The organism is Paenibacillus sp. M-152 (assembly GCF_003856555.1).
Lineage (GTDB): Bacteria > Bacillota > Bacilli > Paenibacillales > Paenibacillaceae > Paenibacillus > Paenibacillus polymyxa_C.
This window is the reverse complement of sequence record NZ_CP034141.1, coordinates 4,027,704-4,051,197: the sequence shown is the minus strand read 5'-3', so window position 1 is coordinate 4,051,197 and position 23,494 is coordinate 4,027,704. Positions and strand designations below refer to the sequence as shown.

At 44.6% G+C, this 23,494-nt stretch carries 20 protein-coding genes; 17 read left to right on the top strand and 3 right to left on the bottom strand.

Annotated elements, in window-relative coordinates; all coding sequences use genetic code 11:
- Window positions 1–104 precede the first annotated feature (104 nt).
- From EGM68_RS17600 to EGM68_RS17590, 3 genes are all read left to right on the top strand, one after another.
- Entirely contained in the window at window positions 105–1,112 is a 1,008-nt protein-coding gene (locus EGM68_RS17600) for a tripartite tricarboxylate transporter substrate binding protein (protein ID WP_129549674.1), read from the top strand.
- 48 nt (window positions 1,113–1,160) lie between these two features.
- Window positions 1,161–2,162 (top strand): 2-keto-3-deoxygluconate transporter, encoded by a 1,002-nt coding sequence (kdgT, locus tag EGM68_RS17595; RefSeq protein WP_129549673.1) that lies wholly within the window; start codon window positions 1,161–1,163, stop codon window positions 2,160–2,162.
- Window positions 2,163–2,307: 145 nt separating this feature from the next.
- Window positions 2,308–2,661 (top strand): hypothetical protein, encoded by a 354-nt coding sequence (locus EGM68_RS17590; RefSeq protein ID WP_129549672.1) that lies wholly within the window; start codon window positions 2,308–2,310, stop codon window positions 2,659–2,661.
- A gap of 82 nt (window positions 2,662–2,743) precedes the next feature.
- On the opposite strand, the gene EGM68_RS17585 is transcribed toward EGM68_RS17590, so the two are convergent.
- Window positions 2,744–3,226, bottom strand: a complete 483-nt coding sequence (locus tag EGM68_RS17585) for a helical membrane plugin domain-containing protein (protein ID WP_013372254.1) — start codon at window positions 3,224–3,226, stop codon at window positions 2,744–2,746.
- Window positions 3,227–3,238: 12 nt separating this feature from the next.
- A complete protein-coding gene (gene fdhF / locus EGM68_RS17580) occupies window positions 3,239–6,181 on the bottom strand; it encodes a formate dehydrogenase subunit alpha (RefSeq protein ID WP_129549671.1) in 2,943 nt (980 codons plus the stop codon).
- 602 nt (window positions 6,182–6,783) lie between these two features.
- Here fdhF and moaA point away from each other — a divergent pair.
- The 11 genes from moaA (at window position 6,784) to EGM68_RS17525 (ending at window position 15,225) form a co-directional block, all read left to right on the top strand.
- Window positions 6,784–7,797, top strand: coding sequence for a GTP 3',8-cyclase MoaA (gene moaA / locus EGM68_RS17575; protein WP_129549670.1), 1,014 nt, complete (start codon window positions 6,784–6,786; stop codon window positions 7,795–7,797).
- Window positions 7,798–7,837: 40 nt separating this feature from the next.
- Window positions 7,838–8,650, top strand: a complete 813-nt coding sequence (gene fdhD, locus EGM68_RS17570) for a formate dehydrogenase accessory sulfurtransferase FdhD (protein WP_013372251.1) — start codon at window positions 7,838–7,840, stop codon at window positions 8,648–8,650.
- Window positions 8,651–8,784: 134 nt separating this feature from the next.
- Window positions 8,785–9,033 carry a MoaD/ThiS family protein gene (locus EGM68_RS17565; RefSeq protein ID WP_058829937.1) on the top strand — a complete coding sequence of 83 codons (249 nt, stop codon included), beginning with the start codon at window positions 8,785–8,787 and terminating at the stop codon, window positions 9,031–9,033.
- Window positions 9,034–9,095: 62 nt separating this feature from the next.
- Entirely contained in the window at window positions 9,096–9,800 is a 705-nt protein-coding gene (locus tag EGM68_RS17560; protein WP_129549669.1) for a molybdenum cofactor biosynthesis protein MoaE, read from the top strand.
- 89 nt (window positions 9,801–9,889) lie between these two features.
- On the top strand, window positions 9,890–10,969 hold the full coding sequence (locus EGM68_RS17555) for a thiazole biosynthesis adenylyltransferase ThiF (RefSeq protein ID WP_434063631.1): 1,080 nt from the start codon (window positions 9,890–9,892) through the stop codon (window positions 10,967–10,969).
- 74 nt (window positions 10,970–11,043) lie between these two features.
- Entirely contained in the window at window positions 11,044–11,859 is an 816-nt protein-coding gene (modA, locus tag EGM68_RS17550) for a molybdate ABC transporter substrate-binding protein (RefSeq protein WP_129549668.1), read from the top strand.
- A gap of 27 nt (window positions 11,860–11,886) precedes the next feature.
- Entirely contained in the window at window positions 11,887–12,552 is a 666-nt protein-coding gene (gene modB, locus EGM68_RS17545; protein ID WP_129549667.1) for a molybdate ABC transporter permease subunit, read from the top strand.
- 184 nt (window positions 12,553–12,736) lie between these two features.
- On the top strand, window positions 12,737–13,084 hold the full coding sequence (locus EGM68_RS17540; protein WP_013372245.1) for a Na-translocating system protein MpsC family protein: 348 nt from the start codon (window positions 12,737–12,739) through the stop codon (window positions 13,082–13,084).
- A 105-nt stretch (window positions 13,085–13,189) separates the two neighbouring features.
- Complete coding sequence (locus tag EGM68_RS17535) at window positions 13,190–13,927, top strand: tRNA(His) guanylyltransferase Thg1 family protein (RefSeq protein ID WP_129549666.1); 738 nt, start codon at window positions 13,190–13,192, stop codon at window positions 13,925–13,927.
- Window positions 13,928–13,930: 3 nt separating this feature from the next.
- On the top strand, window positions 13,931–14,368 hold the full coding sequence (locus tag EGM68_RS17530; protein WP_129549665.1) for an AAA family ATPase: 438 nt from the start codon (window positions 13,931–13,933) through the stop codon (window positions 14,366–14,368).
- Window positions 14,369–14,394: 26 nt separating this feature from the next.
- Window positions 14,395–15,225: a hypothetical protein gene (locus EGM68_RS17525; protein ID WP_013372242.1), complete on the top strand. Its 831-nt coding sequence runs from the start codon at window positions 14,395–14,397 to the stop codon at window positions 15,223–15,225.
- 37 nt (window positions 15,226–15,262) lie between these two features.
- On the opposite strand, the gene EGM68_RS17520 is transcribed toward EGM68_RS17525, so the two are convergent.
- On the bottom strand, window positions 15,263–15,751 hold the full coding sequence (locus tag EGM68_RS17520; RefSeq protein ID WP_013372241.1) for a hypothetical protein: 489 nt from the start codon (window positions 15,749–15,751) through the stop codon (window positions 15,263–15,265).
- Window positions 15,752–16,085: 334 nt separating this feature from the next.
- Between EGM68_RS17520 and EGM68_RS17515 the strand changes: the two genes are divergently transcribed.
- The 3 genes from EGM68_RS17515 (at window position 16,086) to EGM68_RS17505 (ending at window position 23,467) form a co-directional block, all read left to right on the top strand.
- Complete coding sequence (locus tag EGM68_RS17515) at window positions 16,086–17,552, top strand: Ig-like domain-containing protein (protein ID WP_129549664.1); 1,467 nt, start codon at window positions 16,086–16,088, stop codon at window positions 17,550–17,552.
- Between the two features lie 211 nt (window positions 17,553–17,763).
- Window positions 17,764–18,642 carry a hypothetical protein gene (locus EGM68_RS17510; RefSeq protein WP_129549663.1) on the top strand — a complete coding sequence of 293 codons (879 nt, stop codon included), beginning with the start codon at window positions 17,764–17,766 and terminating at the stop codon, window positions 18,640–18,642.
- A gap of 232 nt (window positions 18,643–18,874) precedes the next feature.
- Window positions 18,875–23,467, top strand: a complete 4,593-nt coding sequence (locus tag EGM68_RS17505; protein WP_129549662.1) for a fibronectin type III domain-containing protein — start codon at window positions 18,875–18,877, stop codon at window positions 23,465–23,467.
- The last annotated feature ends 27 nt before the right edge of the window (window positions 23,468–23,494 follow it).

Here is a 23,494-nt window from a genome sequence, read left to right as displayed (position 1 = left end):
GCGGTACATTGACTTCATGTAAGCGTGAACAATATGTCCGTAAAGGTTGGAGGTGACAACGGGTGCAAGATGGGCCCAGTTCATTTTGGAGAAGAGGAAGCGTAATGAAGAAAAAGCCATGGCAAAAATATGTGCTGGTTGCGGCAGGAGTGGCTATGCTTTCTGCCTTGAGTATCAGTGAATATGTGGATCACCGTACCCTGCAGGATCACAGTCGTATATTTCCTGCGAAGCCAGTAACGCTTGTCGTTCCATATGCGGCGGGGGGCGGTACAGATATTACCGCAAGAGCGTTGGCTAAAGCCGCCGAAAAGCATCTCGGGCAGCCGATCATCGTCGTTAATCGAACAGGAGGCGGCGGTTCTGTCGGGCTGATGGAGGGAGCTGAGGCGCAGGCGGACGGTTATACCGTAACGTATCTGGTCGCTGAACTGACTACATTACCACATTTGGGACTGCTACCAATCACCTACGAGCGTTTTAAGCCGCTGCTTCAAACCAATATGGACCCTTCTGCCATTACGGTTCGGGCGGATGCGCCTTGGAAGACAGCGGAGGCATTTCTGGAGGATGCTAGGGTCCATCCAGGCAAGCTGAAAATGGGTAATGCAGGCACAGGAAGCATCTGGCACCTCGCTGCCGCGATGCTGGAGCAGAAAAGCGGAGTCCGCTTTACCCATATTCCTTATGAGGGAGCAGGCCCAGCAGTTTCTGCTTTAATGAGTGGATTCGTGGATGCTGTACCCGTCAGCCCCGCAGAAGTAAAGAAATACGTGGACGATGGGAAGCTTCGCATACTGGCGATCCAAGCAGACACTGTTTCGGAAGCGTTTCCAAAAGTGCCGACACTTCAGCAGGCGACTGGGCTACGTGTCCATTTTATCGGCACTTGGAGAGGGCTGGCTGTACCCAGGGATACACCGAATGAGGTGGCTCGAACGTTAGCGGATGCACTGATCAAGGGGACGAAAGATGAGGAATTCAGGGAGGAAATACGGAAGCATGGGTTAGGGTTGCGTGTCCAGGATGCAGAGGCATTCGCACGTCAACTGAAGGATAGTCATGATACTTTCGCCAAATTAATTCCTGAACTCGGCTTAAGTCGCAAGTAAAACGGCCTTGTTTTTGCATTGGCAAAAACGAAAGGGTTGAATGAAGTTATGAAAATCAAACAAAATATCGATAAAATTCCTGGGGGCATTATGCTGGTGCCGCTGTTTATTGGCGCACTTTTTCATACGTTTACTCCATGGGCAGGCGACTATTTTGGATCTTTTACCAAGGGATTGATGACCGGTACGGTGCCCATTTTGGCAGTGTGGTTTTTTTGTATGGGTGCTTCCATAGATGTGCGAGCGACAGGCACCGTATTGCGTAAATCGGGAACGCTCGTATTGACTAAAATCGCGGTCGCCTGGGTCGTGGCGATCATAGCGTCCAGATTGCTGCCTGTTGGCGGCGTAGAAAGTGGGCTATTTGCAGGTTTGTCGGTGCTGGCGCTGATCTCGGCTATGGATATGACGAACGGCGGGCTCTATGCCTCCATTATGCAGCAGTATGGCTCGAAGGAAGAGGCAGGAGCATTTGTGCTGATGTCACTGGAATCGGGCCCGTTGGTGACCATGCTTATTCTAGGTAGTACCGGACTGGCCGTTTTTGAACCGCAAACATTTGTCGGTGCCGTATTACCATTTTTGGTCGGCTTTATGTTGGGCAATCTGGATCATGATTTCCGTAAATATTTTGGAAACGCGACACAGGCTCTGATTCCATTTTTCGGTTTTGCACTGGGGTGTTCCATTGACCTGAGTGTTATTGTTCAGACAGGCGTACTAGGTATTTTGTTGGGTATTTTTGTAATTATCTTTACAGGTATTCCACTGATTCTGGCGGACAAATATATTGGTGGTGGCAATGGTACGGCAGGGATTGCAGCCTCCAGCACAGCAGGTGCAGCGGTAGCCAATCCAGTCATTGTTGCCAATATCAAACCTGAATTTTTGCCTGTTGCACAATCTGCAACAGCATTAGTAGCCGCTTCGGTCATAGTGACCTCTATTTTGGTGCCAATTCTGACGGCATACTGGGCCAATTATATGAAGCGCAAGGGGGAGTCCAAAGGAGCGGGACCTGTAACTCCAGGGGCGAATGTACCTAAATAAAGTTTGAATAATGAGGGCTCAATTCATCGACGTTACCATTACCCGGGAAATGTTGTGTCAGTTACAGTTACACCTTATATCCTGACATGATAAAACTTGTCCTAAAACGCTTCTGCCAACATACATATGTAAGCAGAGGAGCGTGATGGAATTGGAAAACAAGGTGCGTCGCTATTACCAGTTAAAGCAAAAGCAAAAAGAAATTGAAGGCGAACTGGCTGATTTGCGTAATGACATTACCGCTCATTGTGCAGAGCAGGAAGTATCCGATTGGGAAATTGGCAACTACAGAGTCAGGATTGTACAGCAGCACCGCAAGGAATACGATCATGCGAAATTGTATGATGCATTGCCCGATCCTCAACTATGGCGCTTGTTTTCAAAACCAGATTATTCAAAAATTGCCAGCTTGCTAAAGCTTAAGGTCATCGCAGACGAGCAAATAAAAGATGCCGTTTCTCATAAAACGGTGACGTTGTTGCAAGTGGATAAAAAGTAAATAAAAAGAGCTGTCCCCGTTTACGGAGCCAGCTCTTTTTATTGAATGTGGTTAGTAGTCTTCCAACTATTCATCTATTAAGCTATTGATCAGACAAACCTTTTCCCATGCCTTTGAGAAAATGAATACCGAACCCCATTGCCCGGTTTACATCCGGGTCATTCATGGCCTTCATAAGATCACGCAGCCGCGTCTTTTTATTCTGCTTTAGATGCTCTTCGGCTTCATTCAAACCTGTAGTGACGCTGTTTGCCAGTTTTTTCATCAGCCCGGGGTCTACCTCGGACAGCATCCCTGCTGCACCCATCAGATTATTGATCATGTTCGTCACAGGCTTGCGCGTCGCTTGTCCTACAGCGATTTTGGCGATGGTTTCTTTGGCTTTTAGCATAGACTGGGCTGCTTCGAGAAGACCGCTGTCGTGCAGCTCCCGTACAATTTCAAGTGTCTTCTGCAATGCTGCCCCATTGTCCGCAAGATCGGCAGTCAGTTGATCCAGGGATTGTTTTTGCCGTTCTTCTGCTGTCAAAATACGTTTTCTCACAATTGAAATAGGCTTAGCCATGGTTTGACCTCCTTATTTTTGATCTACCAAATCGACGTAACCGGGACGATTCCACTTACGGTTCACTTCAACCCCATTTTGCGGATGCCGCTTTTTATAACGTGGATTGATACGAGGCAGTGGATTCTGACCATCGATCTCCAAAATTTGCATCCGTACTTTGGTTTGTTTATAGGCTGGTGTACGGGTGATGACATCAAATGCTCCACCAGTTAATAGATTGACAGCACCCTCATGGCTGGTAGAGTGCATTGGCACATAAATTTCAGTTCCCTGTACCCGGTCCGTCACCAGAACACGTAGCTTGACCGCACCATAGGGAGATTCCAGCCGAACCAGCGATCCGTCTGTAACTCCACGCTCCTCAGCCAACTCAGGGGAAACTTCCACAAATACTTTTGGAAGTTTGAGCTGAAGGCCTGTTGACTTTGTCGTCATATTTCCTTCATGAAATTGTTCGAGCAGTCGACCATTATTTAAGGTCAGATCGAATTCAGCGGGGTACTCTTTTGGTGGTACATATTCGAAAAGTCCCAAGCGTGCTTTTTTATCTGGAAAGTTAAAGCCGTTGGTATGCAGAAGCGGTGTGTTACTACCATCCGGCGATCCCCAATGGAAGCTGTTCCAGCCTTCCAATACGTCATAATTACATTGGGAGAAAAATGGAGTGAGCGCCGCCATTTCCTCAAAAATTTCACTCGGATGACTGTAATCCCAATCAAATCCCATGTGCTTGGCAAATTGGCTGAAAATCCACCAATCCGGTTTGCTGTCTCCTACAGGGCGGAGCGCCTCGTATAAACGCTGTACGCGACGTTCGGTGTTTGTGAAGGTTCCGTCTTTTTCGAGTGAAGGTACGGCTGGCAAAATGACATCAGCGAATTCAGCTGTCTTGCTCAGAAATACATCCTGAACGACAAGGAAATCCAAATTCGCCAGCATTTCTTGGGTATGGTTGGAGTCCGCATCCACCCATGCCATTTCTTCTCCAGCGATATACATACCTTTGAGCTTACCCGTCTCAATGGCTTCCAGCATTTGAATGTTGTCCAGTCCGCGTTGGCTTGGAATTTGTACGCCGTAGGCCGCTTCGAACTTGGAACGAATGGCATCGTTCGTTACGGGCTGATAGCCAGGGAAAATATCTGGCATCGTACCCATATCGGCAGCGCCCTGCACATTGTTATGACCACGAAGCGGATATGCGCCTGCACCCGGACGCATAAAGTTGCCAGTCACCAGCAGCAGGTTGGCAATTGCAATCGAAGTGTAGGAGCCTGCGATGTTTTGTGTCACGCCCATACCCCAGCAAATGGCCGTGCCATCCGCTTCGTGAATCATGGTTGCTACCTGAATCAGCGTCTCTTTGGAAATGCCAGTTTCCTGTTCGGCGAATTCCAAGGTGAAGTTCTCCAGCAATTTCAAATATTCAGGATAGAAATTTACATGTTCCTCAATGAATTTAGCATCATGCCAGTTTTGCTCAATGATGTATTTGGCTACAGCGGATAACCATACATAATCCGTACCTTGCTTCGGACGCATGAACAGATCTGCGCGTTCTGCCATTTCATGTTTGCGCAGGTCCACCGAGATCAGCTTTTGACCATGCAGCTTATGCGCACGTTTGATGCGGGTAGCCAGCACAGGATGTCCTTCTCCCGGCGCACAGCCGACCAGTATGACCAAACCTGCTGAGGCAATGTCTTTAATCGTACCGCTGTCTCCGCCGATGCCTCCGGTGTATTGTAGACCCCATGATGCAGGAGATTGGCAATACCGTGAGCAGTTATCAACGTTATTCGTTTGGAACACCTGACGAGCCAGCTTTTGCATCAGATAATTTTCTTCATTGGTAAATTTGGACGAAGAAATAAAGCCGAGTGCCTCGCCGCCGTAGGTTTCTTTGATCGCTCCCATTTTGCTGGCCATCAGGCTCAAGGCTTCTTCCCAGGTTGCTTCCACGAATTCGTCTCCTTGACGAATTAAAGGCGAGGTCAAACGCTGATCGCTATTCACAAAATCCCAACCGAATTTCCCTTTGACGCATGTCGAAATGCCGTTAACAGGCCCCTCAGAGGTAGGTTGTACCTTCAAAATTTTGCGGCCTTTGGTCCAAACTTCAAAGCTGCAACCTACACCACAAAACGTGCAGACGGTTTTTGTTTTTTTCGTACGTGTTTCACGCATCGCTGCTTCAGCTTCCGAAATTGCAAAAATACCGCTGTAGCCTGGCTCCACTTCCTTAATTAGATCAACCATTGGATTTAATAAATCCTTATTTATGCCGCTCATGAAGCCGGCCTCTCCCAGCATGGACTTTTCCATCAAGGCGTTACATGGGCAGACCGTTACACACTGACCGCAGCTGACGCAAGAGGAATCGTTAATTGCAACCCCATCGTCCCAGATCACGCGAGGGCGTTCAGCCTCCCAGTCGAGGGACAGTGTTTCATTGACCTGAAGGTTCTGACATACCTCTACGCATTGGCCGCATGCAATACATTGATTGGGATCATAACGGTAAAAAGGGTGGGACATATCCACTTCTGTGGGATCAACCTTCGGTCGATATGGATATTTTTGATGTTCAATTTCCATAAGCTCTGCGGTGTTATGCAGTTTACAATTACCGTTGTTGTTATCGCACACTGTACAGTAGAGGAGGTGATTTTCCAGCAAACGATCCATAGCCTCGGTTTGAGCTGCTTTTGCGCGATCTGAATGTAGATGAATATTCATTCCATTCGTAGCAAGTGTTGAACAGGAGCGTACAAGCTTTCCGTCTACTTCCACGATACATGTGTCACAGGTGCGGATCGGATCCACTTCGGGAACGTAACACAGTTGGGGATGGGCAATATTGTTTTCGTTGATTACTTCAAGAATGGTTGCACTGCTATTCGTTTTCAGTTCCTGTCCGTTTAATGTAATTTTGATCGTACTATCCGTCACGGTTCAGGCTCCTTTCAGATTTTGAATTTTAAAATTGGGAACAAAAAAACTCCACCATAAACACAAGTGCTCGTGTTTAAGCACTTGTGTTTATGGTGGAGTAGTGACCAAGCTCTAGGTCCTGGAGGCCAATCCGCCATAGGAGTATGTATTAATACCAGACAGTACGCACCGTCTGTATATCAATAAATTGAATATGTCATTTTCTGCATGTCATCTGGTGTAACTATAGCGTAAAATTTAAGATAGTTCAACGGTGATTTATTAAAATTTTTAATCGATAATGATTATCAATTGAGAAAGCGAAAAATCATTGACAAACGTTCCAGGATTGCTAACAATAGGAATGTATCTATTTGAGAGCATTCGTGAATGGAGTGTACGTGAGAATCGCGTATATTTTATTTGGCGCAGCGCTTGTTAGTTTGATTTTTCTATATCACATGATGTGAGGATTCGTAAAATCCTGATGTAGATAAATTAACCGGCATTTAGCAGATTCTTCGGTATTCATAAGCGAAGAAGTTGTTGTGATGCCGGTTTTTTGGTTCAGTTTAGAGTTTAAAGAGGTTTATTAATGAAGACGGATTGAGGTGAACGGGATGGCGAACCGCAGCGACGATCAATGGAATCGTCCGTTACGGGACTTGAGAATATCCGTCATAGACCGATGTAATTTTCGGTGCCGATATTGTATGCCTGAAGAAATATTTGGCCATGACTATCCGTTTTTGCCAAAAGAAAAAATATTGACCTTTGCGGAAATTACCCGCCTCTCTCGTATCTTTGTCTCGCTAGGTGTTACAAAGCTTCGCATTACTGGTGGTGAGCCGTTGCTGAGAAAAGATCTGTCCTCGCTCATTCATTCGTTAACTCAACTCGATGGGGTTGAAGATATTGCTATGACGACGAACGGTGTCTTTATGCCTAAGTATGCAGCGTCACTGCGAGAGGCGGGGCTGAAGAGAGTGACAGTTAGTCTGGATTCGCTTGATGATGATCGATTCCGCCGAATGAACGGGGGGAGAAGCAGTGTAAAGGCGGTGCTGGAAGGTATTGAGGCTGCAGCTCAAGCGGGAATGCAGGTGAAAATAAATATGGTCGTGCAAAAGGGCTTTAACGATCAGGATATCGTGCCCATGGCCGACTATTTTCAAAAGAAAAAGCATATTTTGCGCTTTGTTGAATTTATGGATGTAGGCAACACCAATGGCTGGAAATTGGATCAGGTTGTTTCCAAGCAGCAGATCATCGAAACGATCCACGAGCACATGCCGTTAGAACCTGTTCCACCCCAGTACAAAGGTGAGGTAGCGACGCGCTATAGGTATCTGGACAGAGACGGGGAAATCGGCATTATTTCATCCGTTACGGACGCTTTCTGCTCCACATGTACACGGGCGAGAATTTCTGCTGAGGGCTCCTTGTACACATGCCTGTTTGCGTCTAAAGGGTACAAGCTTCGCACGATGCTGCGGTCCGAGCAATCCGATGATGAGATTAGATCTTACATTGAGCGTGTATGGAGAGGACGTACCGACCGCTATTCAGAGGAACGGTTGACTCATACAAAGCAAGCATCGTCCAAAATTGAAATGTCACATATCGGCGGGTGAACCAAAGAGCCAGCCTGTCAGAAACAAGGGAGTTGAGCACATGGAAAAGCCGGCTGAGGTAAAACGCGAGATCCTACGTTACCGGGACGGTCAGATCAAGCGTTTTGAAGACACAGTGGTGACGGAGTATCCGGTGACCATTAAAATCAATCAGCAGGAATTTGCCACCATGGTTTGTACACCAGAGTATGTAGAGGATATGGCAGTAGGCTTTTTGGCCTCTGAAGGCGTCATTCAACGGTATGATGATATCGAAGATATTTGGGTTCAGGAAAAAGAAGGATTTGTTCATATTAAAACCCGTCGGATGAATGAGTTTTATCAAAACTTTCATTCCAAACGATACATTACCTCCTGCTGCGGAAAAAGTAGACAGGGATTTTACTTTATAAATGATGCCAAAGTGGCAAAAAGAATGAATGATGCCCATGTTACGGTATCTTTCGATGACTGTTTTCGGCTGATGAATTTGATGCAAACCTCGGCACATACGTTTCAGGAGACTGGTGGCGTTCACAATGCTGCGCTGTGTGATAAAGACGGAATAATCCTGTCCAGAATGGATATCGGCCGACACAATGCGCTCGATAAAATCTATGGGTACTGCCTAAAGCATGATATTATATTACAAGATAAAATCATCGTATTCAGTGGGCGCATCTCGTCTGAAATTTTGTTGAAGGTTGCGAAAATTGGTTGTGAGGTTGTTTTGTCCAAGTCAGCTCCCACAGAGCTTGCACTTGAATTGGCAGAGGATCTCGGGATTACTACCGTCGGTTTTATACGAAGTCGTTCTTTGAACGTGTACACGCACACGGAGCGGATTGATGAACTGGTAGAATCTAAAATATAATATAAAAAATAATCAATGTAGACCATCGTCGTTAACCAGCATGGAATAAAACCTTTCGAGGTATTAGTTCATGTTGGTTTTTCTTGGTGTATATGCGATGGTCATTCTTGTACTGAAAGGGGGGAACCTACTTAATGAACTATCATATTCAAGTATTTGCCGGACTTGCAGAACTGATGGGAAAGCCTATGATCACGGTGTCTGCTGATCAGGAAACGATGACCATCAACGAATTAAAAGACTTGCTGTCCAAATATTTCCCTGAAGCAGCGGCCCAGTTGCAGGGGGCTTTTGTTGCCAGAAATCAAGCCTACGCCGCTCCTGAGGATCTGGTTAGTATACATGATGAGATTGCGATTATTCCTCCGGTTTCAGGAGGATGAGTTTCAATAACAGGCCAGGTGAATTCGATAGATAGGGTGTATTAAAGGGGGGCGGGTGCATAATGCAATATCATATTCAATTATTCGCAGGTATGGCGGAACAATTTGGTGACGTGATCACTATGGAACTTTCACAGGAAACGGTGACCATTGCAGACATTCGAACAAGGCTGAATGAGCTGTACCCGAAGATAGCTTCACAACTGTCAGGTTCTTTTTTTACCCATCATAAGAAGTTGGCTTCTCCAGATGAACTTGTGCTTCCATCAGACGCAATTGCTCTTCATCAGTCAGCACCCGGAATGGAGACGGTCGTTTCAAAATGTGGCTTATACGCTATTACCTACGATCCGATTGATGCCGATGAGGTAACCTCCAAGGTACACGACCCTTCACATGGGGCTTCATTGACCTTTAATGGTACGACTCGGGAATTTACACAAGGTCAGCGAACGGTGCTGCTTGAATATGAAGCATATGTGCCGATGGCCATGAACACGATGAAGCAGATAGGTGACGAAATTGCAGATCGTTGGCCGTCAACGCGCACTGCTATTACACATCGGCTTGGTACGGTAAGGATTGGAGAGACCAGTGTCGTGATTGCTGTTTCTGCTGCGCACCGTGATGCTTGCTACGAGGCCAGTCGCCATGCTATTGAACGCTTGAAGCAAATCGTACCGATTTGGAAAAAGGAAGTGTGGGAAGACGGCTCGGAATGGAAGGGGCACCAGCTAGGTGGCTGGAATCCTCATAACACCCCATAACTTCGAGTTAGGCGGGACATCTGGACTTTTATCTTGTCTGATCAACTTGCAGCAATTAATGGATAAGAAGTATGGGGGCGTAAATTAACATGTCTGAAATGAAAAAGGACCCAATAACTGATGCTGATGCAAAAGCACACACGCAGGCGTCTCACGCCCGATATTCAAGACAAGAATTATTCGGAAAAATCGGGCCGACAGGACAAAAAAATATCCGCAGCAAGCATGTATTAATGGTAGGTGCTGGAGCACTGGGAACTGCGAACGCGGACATGCTGGTGCGAGCAGGCATCGGACGGTTGACGTTGGTAGACCGAGATTATGTAGACTGGAGCAACCTGCAACGCCAGCAGCTCTACGACGAAGCGGATGCCCATGAACAGATACCCAAGGCAGTGGCCGCCCAGAGGCGATTGCAGCAAATCAATTCGGACGTGGACATCCGTGCGCTAGTCCAAGATGTATCACTGGAGGAAATCGGCGATATTGCCGCAGGGGTAGACCTCATCGTAGATGCCACTGATAATTTCGATACACGTCTGCTTTTGAACGATTACGCTGTAAAGCACCAAATCCCCTGGATTTATGGAGCGTGTGTTGGTAGCTACGGGACAACCTTTACGATCGTTCCAGGACAGACACCCTGTCTGCATTGTCTGCTCGGAACTGTACCGCTCGGCGGTGCCACCTGTGATACGGTCGGTATCATTAGTCCAGCTGTACAAATGGTGGCAGCTTACCAAAGTGCCGAAGCATTGAAGCTGCTGACTGGGGACAATTCAGCCTTACAAGGCAAGCTGATTTCCTTCGATCTATGGAATAATCAACATCAGGCGATCCAGATCAGCGCCATGAAAAAAATAGATTGTCCGACATGTGGTGAGCATCCAGTGTATCCATTTCTACAATCGGAGCATCAGGCTAAAACGGCTGTACTGTGCGGACGTGATACGGTTCAGATCCGACCAGTCACGCGTGCTGTACGTGATCTGAACGAAGCGGCACGCCTGCTATCCCGCCAAGGGGGCAAAGTGGAGCATAATCCATATCTAGTATCCGTTGTCATTGGAGCGCATCGGTTGGTTCTTTTTCAGGATGGACGTGTTCTGATCCATGGCACCAAGGATATCGCCGAGGCAAGATCTATTTATCACAAATATTTGGGTTGACCCAATAGATTTGGACCGTTATGAGATTGCATTGTCAACTCATTTCGGAATTTAGAGGACAGGGGAAAAACGAATTGAAAAAGAGATTCGGGTACATATTCACGTTTGTTGGATTGTTGGCATGGGTTCTGGCTGGGTGTTCGTCTCCGGCTGCTGTACAGTCGACACCGTCCGCACCCAAAACAGAGTTGATTGTATCTGCCGCTGCGAGTCTTCAAGATAGTCTGAATACGCTCAAGGATCAATATGAAAAGCAGCACCCAGATATCAAGCTTACCTTTAACTATGCTTCATCCGGTACTTTACAAAAACAAATTGAGCAGGGTGCACCCGCTGACGTATTTATATCGGCAGGCATGAAGCAAATGAAGGCTTTAACCGATGCTTCATTAGTGGAAAAAGATAGCGTACTGCTTCAAAATAAACTGGTTGTGGTTGTTCCGCAAGATAAGGCGAACAGCACGGATAATAAAAGTATTACACTCAATGATCTGACAAATCCTTCTTTCCTAAAGCTTGCTGTTGGGGAGCCTACTACCGTTCCAGCCGGACAATATTCCAAAGAATCGCTGACAAAGGCCGGGTTGTGGGACAAGCTGGAACCGAAAATGGTATTCGCCAAAGACGTAAGACAGGTATTAAACTATGTTGAAACAGGCAATGCCGATGCTGGACTTGTTTATTTGACGGATGCCAAATCATCCGATAAAACAGTCGTAGCACTAGAAGTACCTGAGGAATTACATGCACCTATCCTGTATCCAGAAGGTATTGTAAAAGCAACCAAACACAGCAAAGAAGCAGGCGAGTTCGTCGATTTTCTGCGTACAGATGAAGCCATGAGCGTATTCAGTAAAGATGGATTTTCAGCTCCAACAGAAAAGAAATAGAATTCACAGATAAAGGAGGGGGTCCCGTTGGATTGGTCGGCTTTTCTTCCTCCGGTTATCGTATCTGTCAAAGTCGCTGTCGTTGCCAGCATTATTGTCTTTTTATTAGCTACTGTGGTAGCTCGGATGATGGCGAACTGCTCGCTGCGGAGAGGAACCAGCGTGATTGAGACCGTCCTACTTCTTCCGCTCGTTTTGCCGCCCACTGTTGTCGGCTTTATATTGCTCATCTTGCTGGGAAGGAAAAGCTGGATTGGCACTGCCTTTGAAAGCCTGTTCCAGCAGACCATTGTATTTACGTGGGGAGCCGCAGTGGTGGCGGCCGTAGTTGTTGCTTTTCCACTGGCTTATCGGACGATCAAAGCAGGCTTTGAAGCTGTAGATCCCGAGGTAGAGCAGGCTGCACGTGCGCAAGGTGCCAATGAATGGCAAGTGTTTCGCCATATTACGGTGCCTCTTGCCTACCGACCGCTCATTTCAGGATACATTCTCGGATTTGCCCGAGGGTTAGGGGAGTTTGGAGCTACGCTGATGCTTGCGGGTAATATTCCTGAACAGACTCAAACCCTGCCTACGGCGATTTACACCGCGTCCGAGGTCGGAAATATGACACTCTCCTGGAGTTGGGTAGCCGTCATTATTTTATTCTCTTTTATCATGTTGATGCTGTCGAATCGATTGGTGAAAGATTAGTCTGTTTGGATTCAGTAATATACGCAGTCTGTCCGATCGGGCGGGCTGTGTTTTCTTTTCTATGCGTCCAATGGTAAGCATGTTCCAAGAATCACTTTCGCTTCATCTCTGTTTTATATGATAGGAATCGGTTATGATGGAAATAGTAACAAGGATTTTAGTAGATTTAGGAGAGCGGTGCGATATGAGAAAGGAAACGGGTTTTAACGAAATTATTCGAAAAGTACGTAAAGAGCTATTTGGAAAAGGCCCGGAACGCATACATACAACCTTTGTAGATAATATGGCCATCACAATGCTATACGGCAATTTAACTCCATCCGAAAAATTTCTTGCACAAGAGGTTGCAGGAAGAGAGATGGTGCATGCAGCTCGAACCAAAATGGTACAAAAAATCTATCCTGTACAGTTCAATAAAGAACTGGAGGAGTATATGGATTCCCGCTTACTGCATCTTTTTTCAGATATTAAAGTGGAGGAGGATATAGCCATCTCCGTTTTTGTGTTCGAGGATAATATTGCTGTGAAATAAAAAGAAATTGGAACCCACAATATCCATATTGTTGGAGAGTTCGGCTGCACCTTTGATTGATTTCGATGTTTGGATGCAATGAAAAGTGAAGGAGCTACATAGTTTATGAAAAAAGATGATTTTGGAAATAGAATGAAGGAATATGAAAATGCTTATAGATTAAGTCTGCCCCGCCGTTTACCCGTAATTATCAGAATCGATGGTGCTCATTTTCATACTTTTACACGTGGGATGGCGAAACCTTTTGATGAAAAGTTAATCTTTGCATTATGGGAGACGTGCAAATATTTGGCCTATAATATTATGGGCTGTAAACTGGTGTACCATCAGAGTGATGAAATCTCTCTGCTTCTTACGAATTATGACAAATTAACGACACAATCATGGTTTGAAAATAATCTTCAAAAGATGGTGTCTATATCTGCCTCTTTGGCTACTGCCAAATTTAATGAGGAAATCCAGAAAGTTTATCCGGATAAGCCTCTAGCCACTTTTGATGCAAGAGCATGGGTTTTGCCTCACGATGAGGTTGCCAACTACTTTCTATGGAGACAACAAGATGCTACTAAAAACAGCATTTCTATGGTAGCTCAAGCTCATTTTAAGCATTCAGAACTACAAGGATTGAACGGAAGTCAGCTCCAAGACAAGCTTTTTGTGGAAAAAGGACTGAACTGGAACGACCTTCCGGTCTGGCAAAAGCGGGGAATCTGTATTACCAAACAACAGTATAACAAAGGAGAAGCCGTCAGAAGCAAGTGGGATGTTGATCATGACACGCCAATCTTTTCACAAAATAGAGATTATATTAACCAATATGTATACCTGAACAAGGATGTGTGAGGTTTGGAGTGTGTCATTTTTATAGGAATTCAGGCTTCGGGCAAATCGACTTTTTATAAAGAACGATTCTTCAAAACACATATGCGAATAAATCTTGATATGCTTAAAACACGAAATAGGGAAAATATGTACCTTCAGACCTCCATCGAAACGATGCAGCGTTTTGTAGTGGACAATACAAATCCCACAGTCGAAGAACGAAAGAAATATATAGATGCTTGTAAAAACAAGGGATTTAAAATCATTGGCTACTACTTTGAACCTGATTGTGCTGAATCTATTAAGCGTAATGAGCAGCGCACAGGCAAAGAGTATATTCCTGAAATCGGTATTAAAAGTGTAATGAGTAAACTAGAGGTCCCAAGTTACGAAGAAGGATTTGATGAAATTTACAGCGTGATTTCGAGTGAGGGGACGTTTCGGATCGAAAAGCAACCATAGAACCGTATAATTTAGGAGGAGCATCCATGAACATACCAGAGAGATTTATCAAACGTTTTCCAGCATACGAGGACGTATTTGCCAGCGATCTTGAACATCACCGCAAGCACTTTCTGCCAATTTGCTCGATTAATCTCCAATTTTTATTTCCAGAGCAGGACGAGTGGCTTCATTTTGTTTCCGTAAAAGAAATCCACGAAGGCTGTGTGGGTGAAAATACTCAGCAATTTCATACCTTATATACCAAGGAAGATATGCTGGGATTCGATGTAATTGACGGCAAATACAAATTCGAAGCAGACTGGAATTATTTTAGTCTTCATCAGAAAGCGCAGCTGGAAGCTACCTATGAAGCGCTGAAATCTACCGGGGATAAAGCGTACCTACGTATGAAGAGAGAAGTCATGGCGTTGGACGGACTGGAGCAGGTGTACACAGCTAATGAACAAGATTACGAAGCTCGCAAAGCATTTTTCTTAGAAAATAATAAAATCTATCCTTATTCCTCCTTTGGAGAGGCCAAAAAGTCTGTGGAAGAGCTCACCCACGATTTTGAGGAAAAGCAATCCAGTGGCTGGGGGCTAAGCTTTCCCGAAGTCAACGGTATTCTGGATGATATCGCATTTCAGTCTGATGAGGCTCAAAGCTACATCAAGGAATATGACGAATCCTTGGAAGAGATGCTTAAGTTCGAGCAAACTAACTTGCTTCATGTGCCTAAACGTACCAATGGTGAGACATTTACATATATCGGTTCTTTCACCGGGTATTATTTTCAAGCGTTTGGAGCTGATACGGTTTACTTATTTTATGATCGAGAATTAAAGAAAGCGGTAATTTGCTTCGAGTATTCCTAGGATATAGAAAAAGCTCCCCAGACGGGAGCTTTAAAATTTATTTCTTATTGATCTTCACGTCGTGCTCTTTGGCAAGTGTGTTAACCTGTTCACCAAAATCTCTGAATAGCTTTTTACCCTCGCTTAGCTTGGTATTACCCTCATTAATTAAGTTCAGATCCCCTTTTTCCAACGCATCGACCATCGTAATGAGTGCTTCCTTTTGAGTGCTAACTGCCTTGATGTAGGTTTCGTGGACAGCTCGTACCTCAGGAGTTTCCGTCTTTACTGCTTCAACCTTATCCAGGTATTTGGTGTATTCTGGGATAATATCATCTCGTAACGTATTATATAGTGTTTCATCATCTGTGAAGTTATCCCCTGTCACGGATTCATATTTTTCAGTTACTGCTTTTTCATCTTGTGCTAACGGAAGCATTCCGTCATTCACATAGGTAATTAAATCTTTTTTTACTGGATCGGTAGAGCAAGCTGACAAGATTGAAAAGCAACACAATACTAGCATAAATACGGTGAGTTTTTTCATCTGTATTCCCCTTTTTTATGTATATTTATGGGTAATTCGACGCTGATATAGGCTAAAAGTACTACCCATATCTATTTATTATATCGTATAAACAAGAGATTGGTAGGGTTTTTATGGTAAAATAGTGTCTAGAATAAGTTTATTGTCCCAGAATTATCATATAATCTATTGACTCTAGGGGTTTCTATTTTAGGGAATGAAGACTAAAAAATATTTAGTCATTATATTCCATTAGAACCAAGAATGTTTTATGATAGAGACAACAGCCTAGAATTGCCCTGGTTCTCCAGGGAATAGCGGGAATTCCTTAAACCATTTGAGAGGGGATTTCAGTATGAAGAGGTTCAGAAAGGCTATTTCAGTTATGCTAAGCTTGATGCTCCTGTTTGCTTTTGGGATGACTGCAAACGCGAGTCAAGGCACAGAGATGAACAAGGAAAAACAAGCTGTTGAAGCTGATTCCAGTTTTCAGCTAACAACGAATAACGAAGATGTTATTGAGCATCTAACCCGGGTGGACAAGCCTGAAGGTATTACATCCTCAGTTTATAACATGCAGGAAAATATCAATTTCAAAGCACCAGAGACATTCTCTTTGAAAAAGGAGACCCTTCCTTCCCTGAAAGCAAGTCCAACGGTAGCTACAGCTTCCTCTGCTACGTACTCCGGTACGATTACAGAAGAGGGAGGCACGCAGTTTTTATATCCGATTTATGTGAAGCCAGGTGAATTGTTGCAGGCACAGTTGGATGGTCCATTTTCAGAACAGCTTGACTATGACTTATATTTGTACGAATTTGATATGACGACAGGGGATATTAACCCCAATGCTATTGATGCCTCCACCTACGGGACCTATTTTAACAAGTATGAACATGGGTCTGCATCACTTCCTGAAAACGTAGGAAGCCGTAATGCTACCGGATCTGAGAAAGCTTACGCAATTGCAGTCCATTCCAAAAAGGGATCGAGCATAAATGATCCTTTCTATTTAACCGTGGATGTAAACTCCCAATATGATGCCTATGAACCAGATGAGAGTGCTTTTCATGCCTATAACTTTACATTTAGTACAGGGGGATCTACCCTTAATTCACGCTCCATTCATTCAGGAATTGACAACGATTGGTATCAAGTCACAATTCCTGCGAATCGCAATTATGATGCTCTGAATGTCAAATTAGACAGCACTTCGGAAAGCTACGGTTACAAAGCGGAAGTTTACGGGGCTCTTAGTGGCAACCAAATGGTACTTTTACCGCAAACCAATCATAATGTTACCTTGAATACGGGAACCTACTATGTGCGAGTGTACACCACAAATCAGTTTTCAGCTGATCACTTATATGCACTGACACTTAAACCAGTACTTCGGGCTGGTAAAATTGTAATTAACGGTTACGACTCTAAAAACGGTCCGAATGACTATCCATCCTACTCTTATGGTCGCCATTATCGGGTTAATGGAAATACCAACCTGACTGTAAAGGGTGTCGTTACTACAACGGATAATTATCCAGTAGCAAATGCGCCAGTTAATGTGACATGGTTGAACCAGAACTGGACTGAAAGCAGCGGGAATCGAACTCGTACAGGCACTGGCTATACGGATCAAAATGGAGCCTTTAGTGTGACCCTTTCTCTACCGCATTCTACGGGAAGTATTGCGGAATACTTGTCTGGCCCCATAAGCTTTACACATTATTATGATCTTTCAGGTGTAGCTGCCCAGGTGTCAGGTACTTCGCTTACAGCCACAGATATTGTATACCACTTTGCTTATAGCATTTATGGCGGTTGATATACTGTTCTATAAAGCAATGACAACGTCAGCTTGTTTGTTTTAACAATTACATTCAGAGTCAGGAGCTTGCTTCAAAAATTGTTCATTTTTAGGACAAAGCATATATTCATTCCATATATGCTTTGTCCGATATATATAGCGACAGGGTTACATTAGATTGTACATACGCCTTAGATTGCCTGTTACAAACATGACAGGAGGAAATAGGATGAATTTTGAACCTCTTAGAGCACAACAAGCGATTCTTAGCTCTAGTAGCTTACGGATCAATCCGGCAAGCAAGCAAGTTCCATCCCCCCAGCTACATGAAGAAAAATTCTCCAGGTTCGTCGTTCAGGATTCTGTAGAGATTAGTGAAGCCGGCAGACAATTGGCTGAAGGGGCCATCGTGTCGCATGCTGCCAAGTATTTTGGCACAACACAGATCAATGATGCATTAAACCGAGTTTTGGAAGATCAGCCGGAAGAAGTGTCCAATGCAGTATACAACATGATTCAATCCAATTTTATCGTCGACGGAACGGTAACGGATGAGAAGCAGCGCGCGGTGCTGCTGGAAATGGGAGTTTCCCAATCCAAGTATATTGCAGATCGTTACATGGAAGGCGATAAAGCCAAGGAATTTATGAAAACCATGAACCAGATAGCTGGTATTGCCTTGACACGAACTATGGATTCAGAGACCGGGGATATTAGCTACACGACTCCAGCAGATCGTCCGATAGGTGCCCCTGAGGATTACGTTAAACTATCGGAAGTGATGAAACAGGTAGATCCTCAAAAATATACTGCGTTCATGAATGACATCAAAGGTGGAGGAAATGGATTAAGCGAGCTGTTGAGTTTTGCACAAAAGGTTCCTCAAAACCCCGATTGGATTAATAAATACAAAGAGCGTACAGAACAGACTGAAGAGCTGTTAAATAAACCACAATTAACGAATCAGTTTGACAAAGCGGATACATCCTCAGCTTCTGCGTTTATGAACAGTATGCAAGATCTTCTTAAGGAATCTTCTCCTGCTCAGGACTCTTACATGCAGAATATGCGGGGATTTTTTCGAAACTTGGGTGTTCAGGTTGATTAAAACTTCAAAACGATCGCTGAGATGAGAAATTCGAGAATTTATTACAGTTCATTTTGCTGTTCTGTTTACATCCTGCTTGGAACGAAGTATAATAGCTTCAAAACATACTCGTGAACTTGAGGAAGCACCTCAAACTTAGGCATTATTGCCTTGGTTTGGGGTGCTTTTTCTATTTTAGTCAAAGCGAGTACGTAGAAATCTTTGAAAATAAAATAAAGTAAGGAGAAGTGATATGTATCGAAAAAATAAACGAAGGGTTAGGAAGCACAGTAAATGGGTGTATGGAGCACTGGCTTTACTCCTCTTATTGATGACCATTCCTATATTCCCGCAAAGGGTATCAGCTGCTACCCAAGAAATCATAGGAGGCCCTTTTTGCCAAAGCAATTTGCCAGGTGGGGGCGACAGTTGGGGCTCTTGGTCAGGAAGTGGGATAGGAGCAACGGAAGTATACACTGGCATGGGCTCGGCAAGGTATAAATGTGATGGGACGGCACAGCCGACAAATCGTTTTATTGATATTGGAAGATCTATTAAGACTTCTGATTACAGGGTTTTTGTTTACATTGAGGGGTCTTATCATACCGATATATATACATCAAATGCCGCAGCAGGCGACAGTTGGAGACCTAACGGAACGAATTTATATACATGGACTAATGTAACGAAATTCTATGCCAATAGCGATTACCAGGGAAAATGGATAGATATCACCGACTCTATTACATTAAGGGATGTTCGATATTTCAGAGCGATGGGAACTAGTCAACAGACAAGTAATGAAATATCCAGGTTTGGAATCCGTATTATTCCCAAATCAGACTTGATGCCTAAACCACCCCAGATTCACGCAGACGCAGAGGGACAAGCTGTTACAGGGTGGACCAAAAAGCCTGTAACCGTGTGGATCGATGGAGATGTAGCTCCTGAAGGATTAAAATACTATGAATATAGCCTGAATGGAGGAGCATTTCAGCAATTTATCGGGCCTTTCACTGTTTATGACCATGGTGTAAATACAATTTATGCTCGTACAGTGGATGTGAATAACCAGTATAGTGGTCTTTCTTCCGCGAATGCCCGGATAGACAGGATGCCACCCACTCCCCCCAATATAGACGTAACAGGAAACAGTAATGAATATGCCGTTTTATTACAACCGGGTGCAGACGATTATTCTGGACTAGCTCATACTCAATTTCGTTTGACCGGCGTTGTGAATCAGGATTGGCAGGATTACGGTGGAGTGTTTCATGTGAATCAAGACGGCAAAAGCACGATATATGCTCGTTCCATCGATAGCGTCGGTAATGTGAGCCGGGAGGTAAGCAAAGAAGTCACGATTGATAAAAAGGGGCCGACGGCTCCTCTTATACGGGCTAGCGAAACAGGTCCAACAAACCGTGATGTGAATATTGCCATTGAGTCAGGAAGTGACTCTACAAATGGAATTAAGATGACACAGTATCGTTTGAGTCCAACAGGGGAGTGGCTGACATACAATGGCACTTTTACATTGAATGCAGAAGGGAGTTATGAGCTATCAGCGCGGACGATCAATAATCTTGATGTGTCTAGTCCAATTGTGACTCAATCGGTCCTGATTGATCGTACCAAACCAACCCCTCCGAAAGTTGCGTTTTCTGAGGTAACGAATCCTACCCGATATATCAATAAGCCAGTACAATTTACGCTCTCAGGTGCAACGGATACTACAGCCGTACATTATGAATATCAATTGGGCTCTGGCGCTTATGTGCCTGGTTCATCGGGAATATTAAATAGTTCGGGGATTGTAGAAGTAACTGCTCAGGCTGTAGATGCAGCTGGAAATCGAAGCGTTCCGGTGACTGCAAAAACTTATATCGATTTGGAACAGCCGAGCATCCAACTGACACCCAACTCGCGTGAATGGAAGGATACCCATATTGACGTGAAGATACAATATGCTGACCAGCATTCGGGGATTGAACCATCGACAATGCAGTATAAAGTCACGAACAGTCCCGATTCACCAGAAAACTGGAAGACTGCAGCCGATCCCATAGTCCAGCTGGATCTTTCAAATGAAGGTGAATGGTATGTCCATGCGAAGGTAAAAGACCAGGCAGGAAACATCTACGAAACGGTCAGCAGTGCACTTCGCATTCAAAAGCAACCGCAGTCGGTTGTACTGTCGGCAACATCTGTACGCAACACAGAGGTTGATTTGCAATGGACTCTACCCTCTGGTCTTAACGATGGTTATGTCTATACAGTCCGGAATCTAACAACAAATGAGGTTTGGGATGTTAGCCATCCAACCAATTCTTTTACAGATACAGGGCTACTAGGAGGACATGAATATGAGTATGAAGTGCGTTGTAGTAATTATGTAGGTGGCAATGCGTATTCCAATCGAGTGCATGTATTAACGTTACCTGATGCCCCAGATCACGTCCAGTTGCGACCAGTCTCTCGTCATTCAGCAGAAATTATGGCCGACTTTATGCCAGTATTTTCAGCTAATAAATATAGTATTACAGCAGCGGACGCAAGTACGGGAGAAATCATATTTAAGGATACGGTTACACAGGATGTGTATAACTCAATTAAGAGAATGGAGCCTGGTAAGTATTACGAAGTTTCTGTATCCGCTATAAACGACACGGGAGAGGGGGCAGCAAAGCATGTATCTTTTTTAAGTCTACCAGACAGCCCAAGCGGATTCCGAAATGTAACCGTAAGAGAAGATGGAATCGACTTGAAGTGGAATTCTGTAATCACTGCCACCTACTACGCCCTTGAGCGAGACGAGGTCTCGGTTTATAACGATGTGGATACAGAATTTACCGATACTGAGCTTCAGGCAGGAACGGAGTATAGCTATCGTATATCTGCCGAAAATGCAACAGGATTTGGAGACTACGCTCATCTCGGCGTTATGACATTGCCAGATCGGGTAACTACACTTTCAAGTGTAACCAAGGATGTATATTCTGTCGGTGTAGCGTGGCAAGATGTACAGGGGGCTGAAGGGTACATCTTGAATGTTAACGATGAACCAAAGGTGCAGATTCCGCGTGGTATCCGTTCATATACTTTTGAGGGCTTGCCAGCAGGCAGATCTGCCAATATTAAAATTCGGGCTTACAATCGAAGTGGTACGGGTCGGGATACATCTATCAACGTAGTAACACTACCTAATTCACCTATACAACTTGCAGCTGTAGATGTTCGCGAGCATAATGCCACATTGATATGGGCTCCGGTTGATGGGGCAACTCAATATAAGGTAACAATCAACGGTCAAAATTATTATAGTACGGAAGCACGGGTAGTTGTATCTGGTTTAGCAGGTGGGAAAAACTACGATTTTCAAGTGAGCAGTGGGAACAGCAGTGGTTACAGCCCACCAGCGTTGGGTCAACTGCTGACACTTCCGCCTCAGGTACAAAATGTAAAAGTCACGGAACTTGGGAATGGAAGGATTTCACTGACCTGGGATGCAATCAAGAGCACTTCACAATATGCTGTAATCCGCAAAGATACAGGGGAAGTTTTTGACACTAGAAAGACTTATATTATACTTTCAGACATCCAGCCCGGTATAATTTACTCGTTTGGTATACAGGCGATGAATACAACGGGGGAAGGCGACATAACTCCTCTTACGTATCGCGCGTTGCCAGGTCAAATACCAGATCGTAGCTTGGTTGTTAAAAGCGTAACGGATACCGATCTGCTTATTACGTGGCAAGAAGCTCCAGGTGCAGATGCTTATAATGTCTATAAAAATGAGATGCTTATCGGTCATACGATTGCTCATGAGTTTAAAGTAGACGGTTTAGACAGTTCTACATTGTCTCGTATTACTGTTAAGCCAGTGAACACAAGCGGTGAAGGTAAGCGAACAGAAAGTCAGGTAGAGACGCTACCGTCTCCAGCGTTTGCGTTTTCGAAGACAGAAACAACGAATAGTGAATTTATCATCCATTGGGAGTCAGAACATGAAAATGATATTTTCGTCCTCGCAAGTGAAGAAGGAACTGAGCTATATCGTGGCAAGGATCGAGGTTTTATCTGGAGACAACTGAGAGAGAAGCAATTGTATACCGTTCAACTTTGGGCAGAAAATAGTCAAGGAAAACGCACGAAGGCAAAACAAGCAAACGGCAAAACTACAGGGAACACTGTGGATACAGGTGGTGGAGCAGGAGGCGCAGGGAGTGCAAAACCGATTCAGACTGTTGTAGAGGAGCCGACAGAAACAAAAACAGAGTTCTTTCAAGGCTTAACAATCGAGACGAAGCCAAATCATTTTAGTGACATCGAGCGGGTATTTAATAGAGAGAAAATAAATGCGCTTGCCGATTTGGGCGTAGTAAAAGGGACATCCAGCACGCTTTTTGAACCAAACAGACCTGTAACACGTATGGAATTCACTTCGATGCTTGTTCGTTCTCTAAAATTACCGCTCGAAACGGATATGGCTCTAGAATTCGAGGATATTAATCCATCGGCGTGGTACGTTGATCTACTCAAAACAGCAATTAAGGATCAAGTCGCTCGAGGTTTTAGCAGCAAAATGTTTGGTCCAGATCGGGTCATAAACCGGGAGCAGGCCGCTAAAATGGTGAATAACATTATCAAGGCAACACCACAGCAAGAAAGCAGTGTATACTCAGATTCCTCTCAAATCGTAGAGTGGGCCAGGAAGGATGTACTTGGCCTAACCGAGATTAATTTAGTGCAAGGATATCCAGATGGCAGCTTCCGTGCCAAACAGAAAGTTACGCGTGCGGAAGCTGCTGAGATGATTTATAATATGCTTCAAATGAAATAACCAAAATTAGGGAGGGGGGCTGTGAGT

What these genes read in the sequence shown, in the direction of transcription:
- EGM68_RS17600 (WP_129549674.1), top strand. Translation starts at nt 105, where the DNA reads ATGAAGAAAAAGCCATGGCAAAAATATGTGCTGGTTGCGGCAGGAGTG.
- kdgT (WP_129549673.1), top strand. Translation starts at nt 1,161, where the DNA reads ATGAAAATCAAACAAAATATCGATAAAATTCCTGGGGGCATTATGCTG.
- EGM68_RS17590 (WP_129549672.1), top strand. Translation starts at nt 2,308, where the DNA reads ATGGAATTGGAAAACAAGGTGCGTCGCTATTACCAGTTAAAGCAAAAG.
- EGM68_RS17585 (WP_013372254.1), bottom strand. Translation starts at nt 3,226, where the DNA reads ATGGCTAAGCCTATTTCAATTGTGAGAAAACGTATTTTGACAGCAGAA.
- moaA (WP_129549670.1), top strand. Translation starts at nt 6,784, where the DNA reads ATGGCGAACCGCAGCGACGATCAATGGAATCGTCCGTTACGGGACTTG.
- fdhD (WP_013372251.1), top strand. Translation starts at nt 7,838, where the DNA reads ATGGAAAAGCCGGCTGAGGTAAAACGCGAGATCCTACGTTACCGGGAC.
- EGM68_RS17565 (WP_058829937.1), top strand. Translation starts at nt 8,785, where the DNA reads ATGAACTATCATATTCAAGTATTTGCCGGACTTGCAGAACTGATGGGA.
- EGM68_RS17560 (WP_129549669.1), top strand. Translation starts at nt 9,096, where the DNA reads ATGCAATATCATATTCAATTATTCGCAGGTATGGCGGAACAATTTGGT.
- EGM68_RS17555 (WP_434063631.1), top strand. Translation starts at nt 9,890, where the DNA reads ATGTCTGAAATGAAAAAGGACCCAATAACTGATGCTGATGCAAAAGCA.
- EGM68_RS17540 (WP_013372245.1), top strand. Translation starts at nt 12,737, where the DNA reads ATGAGAAAGGAAACGGGTTTTAACGAAATTATTCGAAAAGTACGTAAA.
- EGM68_RS17535 (WP_129549666.1), top strand. Translation starts at nt 13,190, where the DNA reads ATGAAAAAAGATGATTTTGGAAATAGAATGAAGGAATATGAAAATGCT.
- EGM68_RS17525 (WP_013372242.1), top strand. Translation starts at nt 14,395, where the DNA reads ATGAACATACCAGAGAGATTTATCAAACGTTTTCCAGCATACGAGGAC.
- EGM68_RS17520 (WP_013372241.1), bottom strand. Translation starts at nt 15,751, where the DNA reads ATGAAAAAACTCACCGTATTTATGCTAGTATTGTGTTGCTTTTCAATC.
- EGM68_RS17515 (WP_129549664.1), top strand. Translation starts at nt 16,086, where the DNA reads ATGAAGAGGTTCAGAAAGGCTATTTCAGTTATGCTAAGCTTGATGCTC.
- EGM68_RS17510 (WP_129549663.1), top strand. Translation starts at nt 17,764, where the DNA reads ATGAATTTTGAACCTCTTAGAGCACAACAAGCGATTCTTAGCTCTAGT.
- EGM68_RS17505 (WP_129549662.1), top strand. Translation starts at nt 18,875, where the DNA reads ATGTATCGAAAAAATAAACGAAGGGTTAGGAAGCACAGTAAATGGGTG.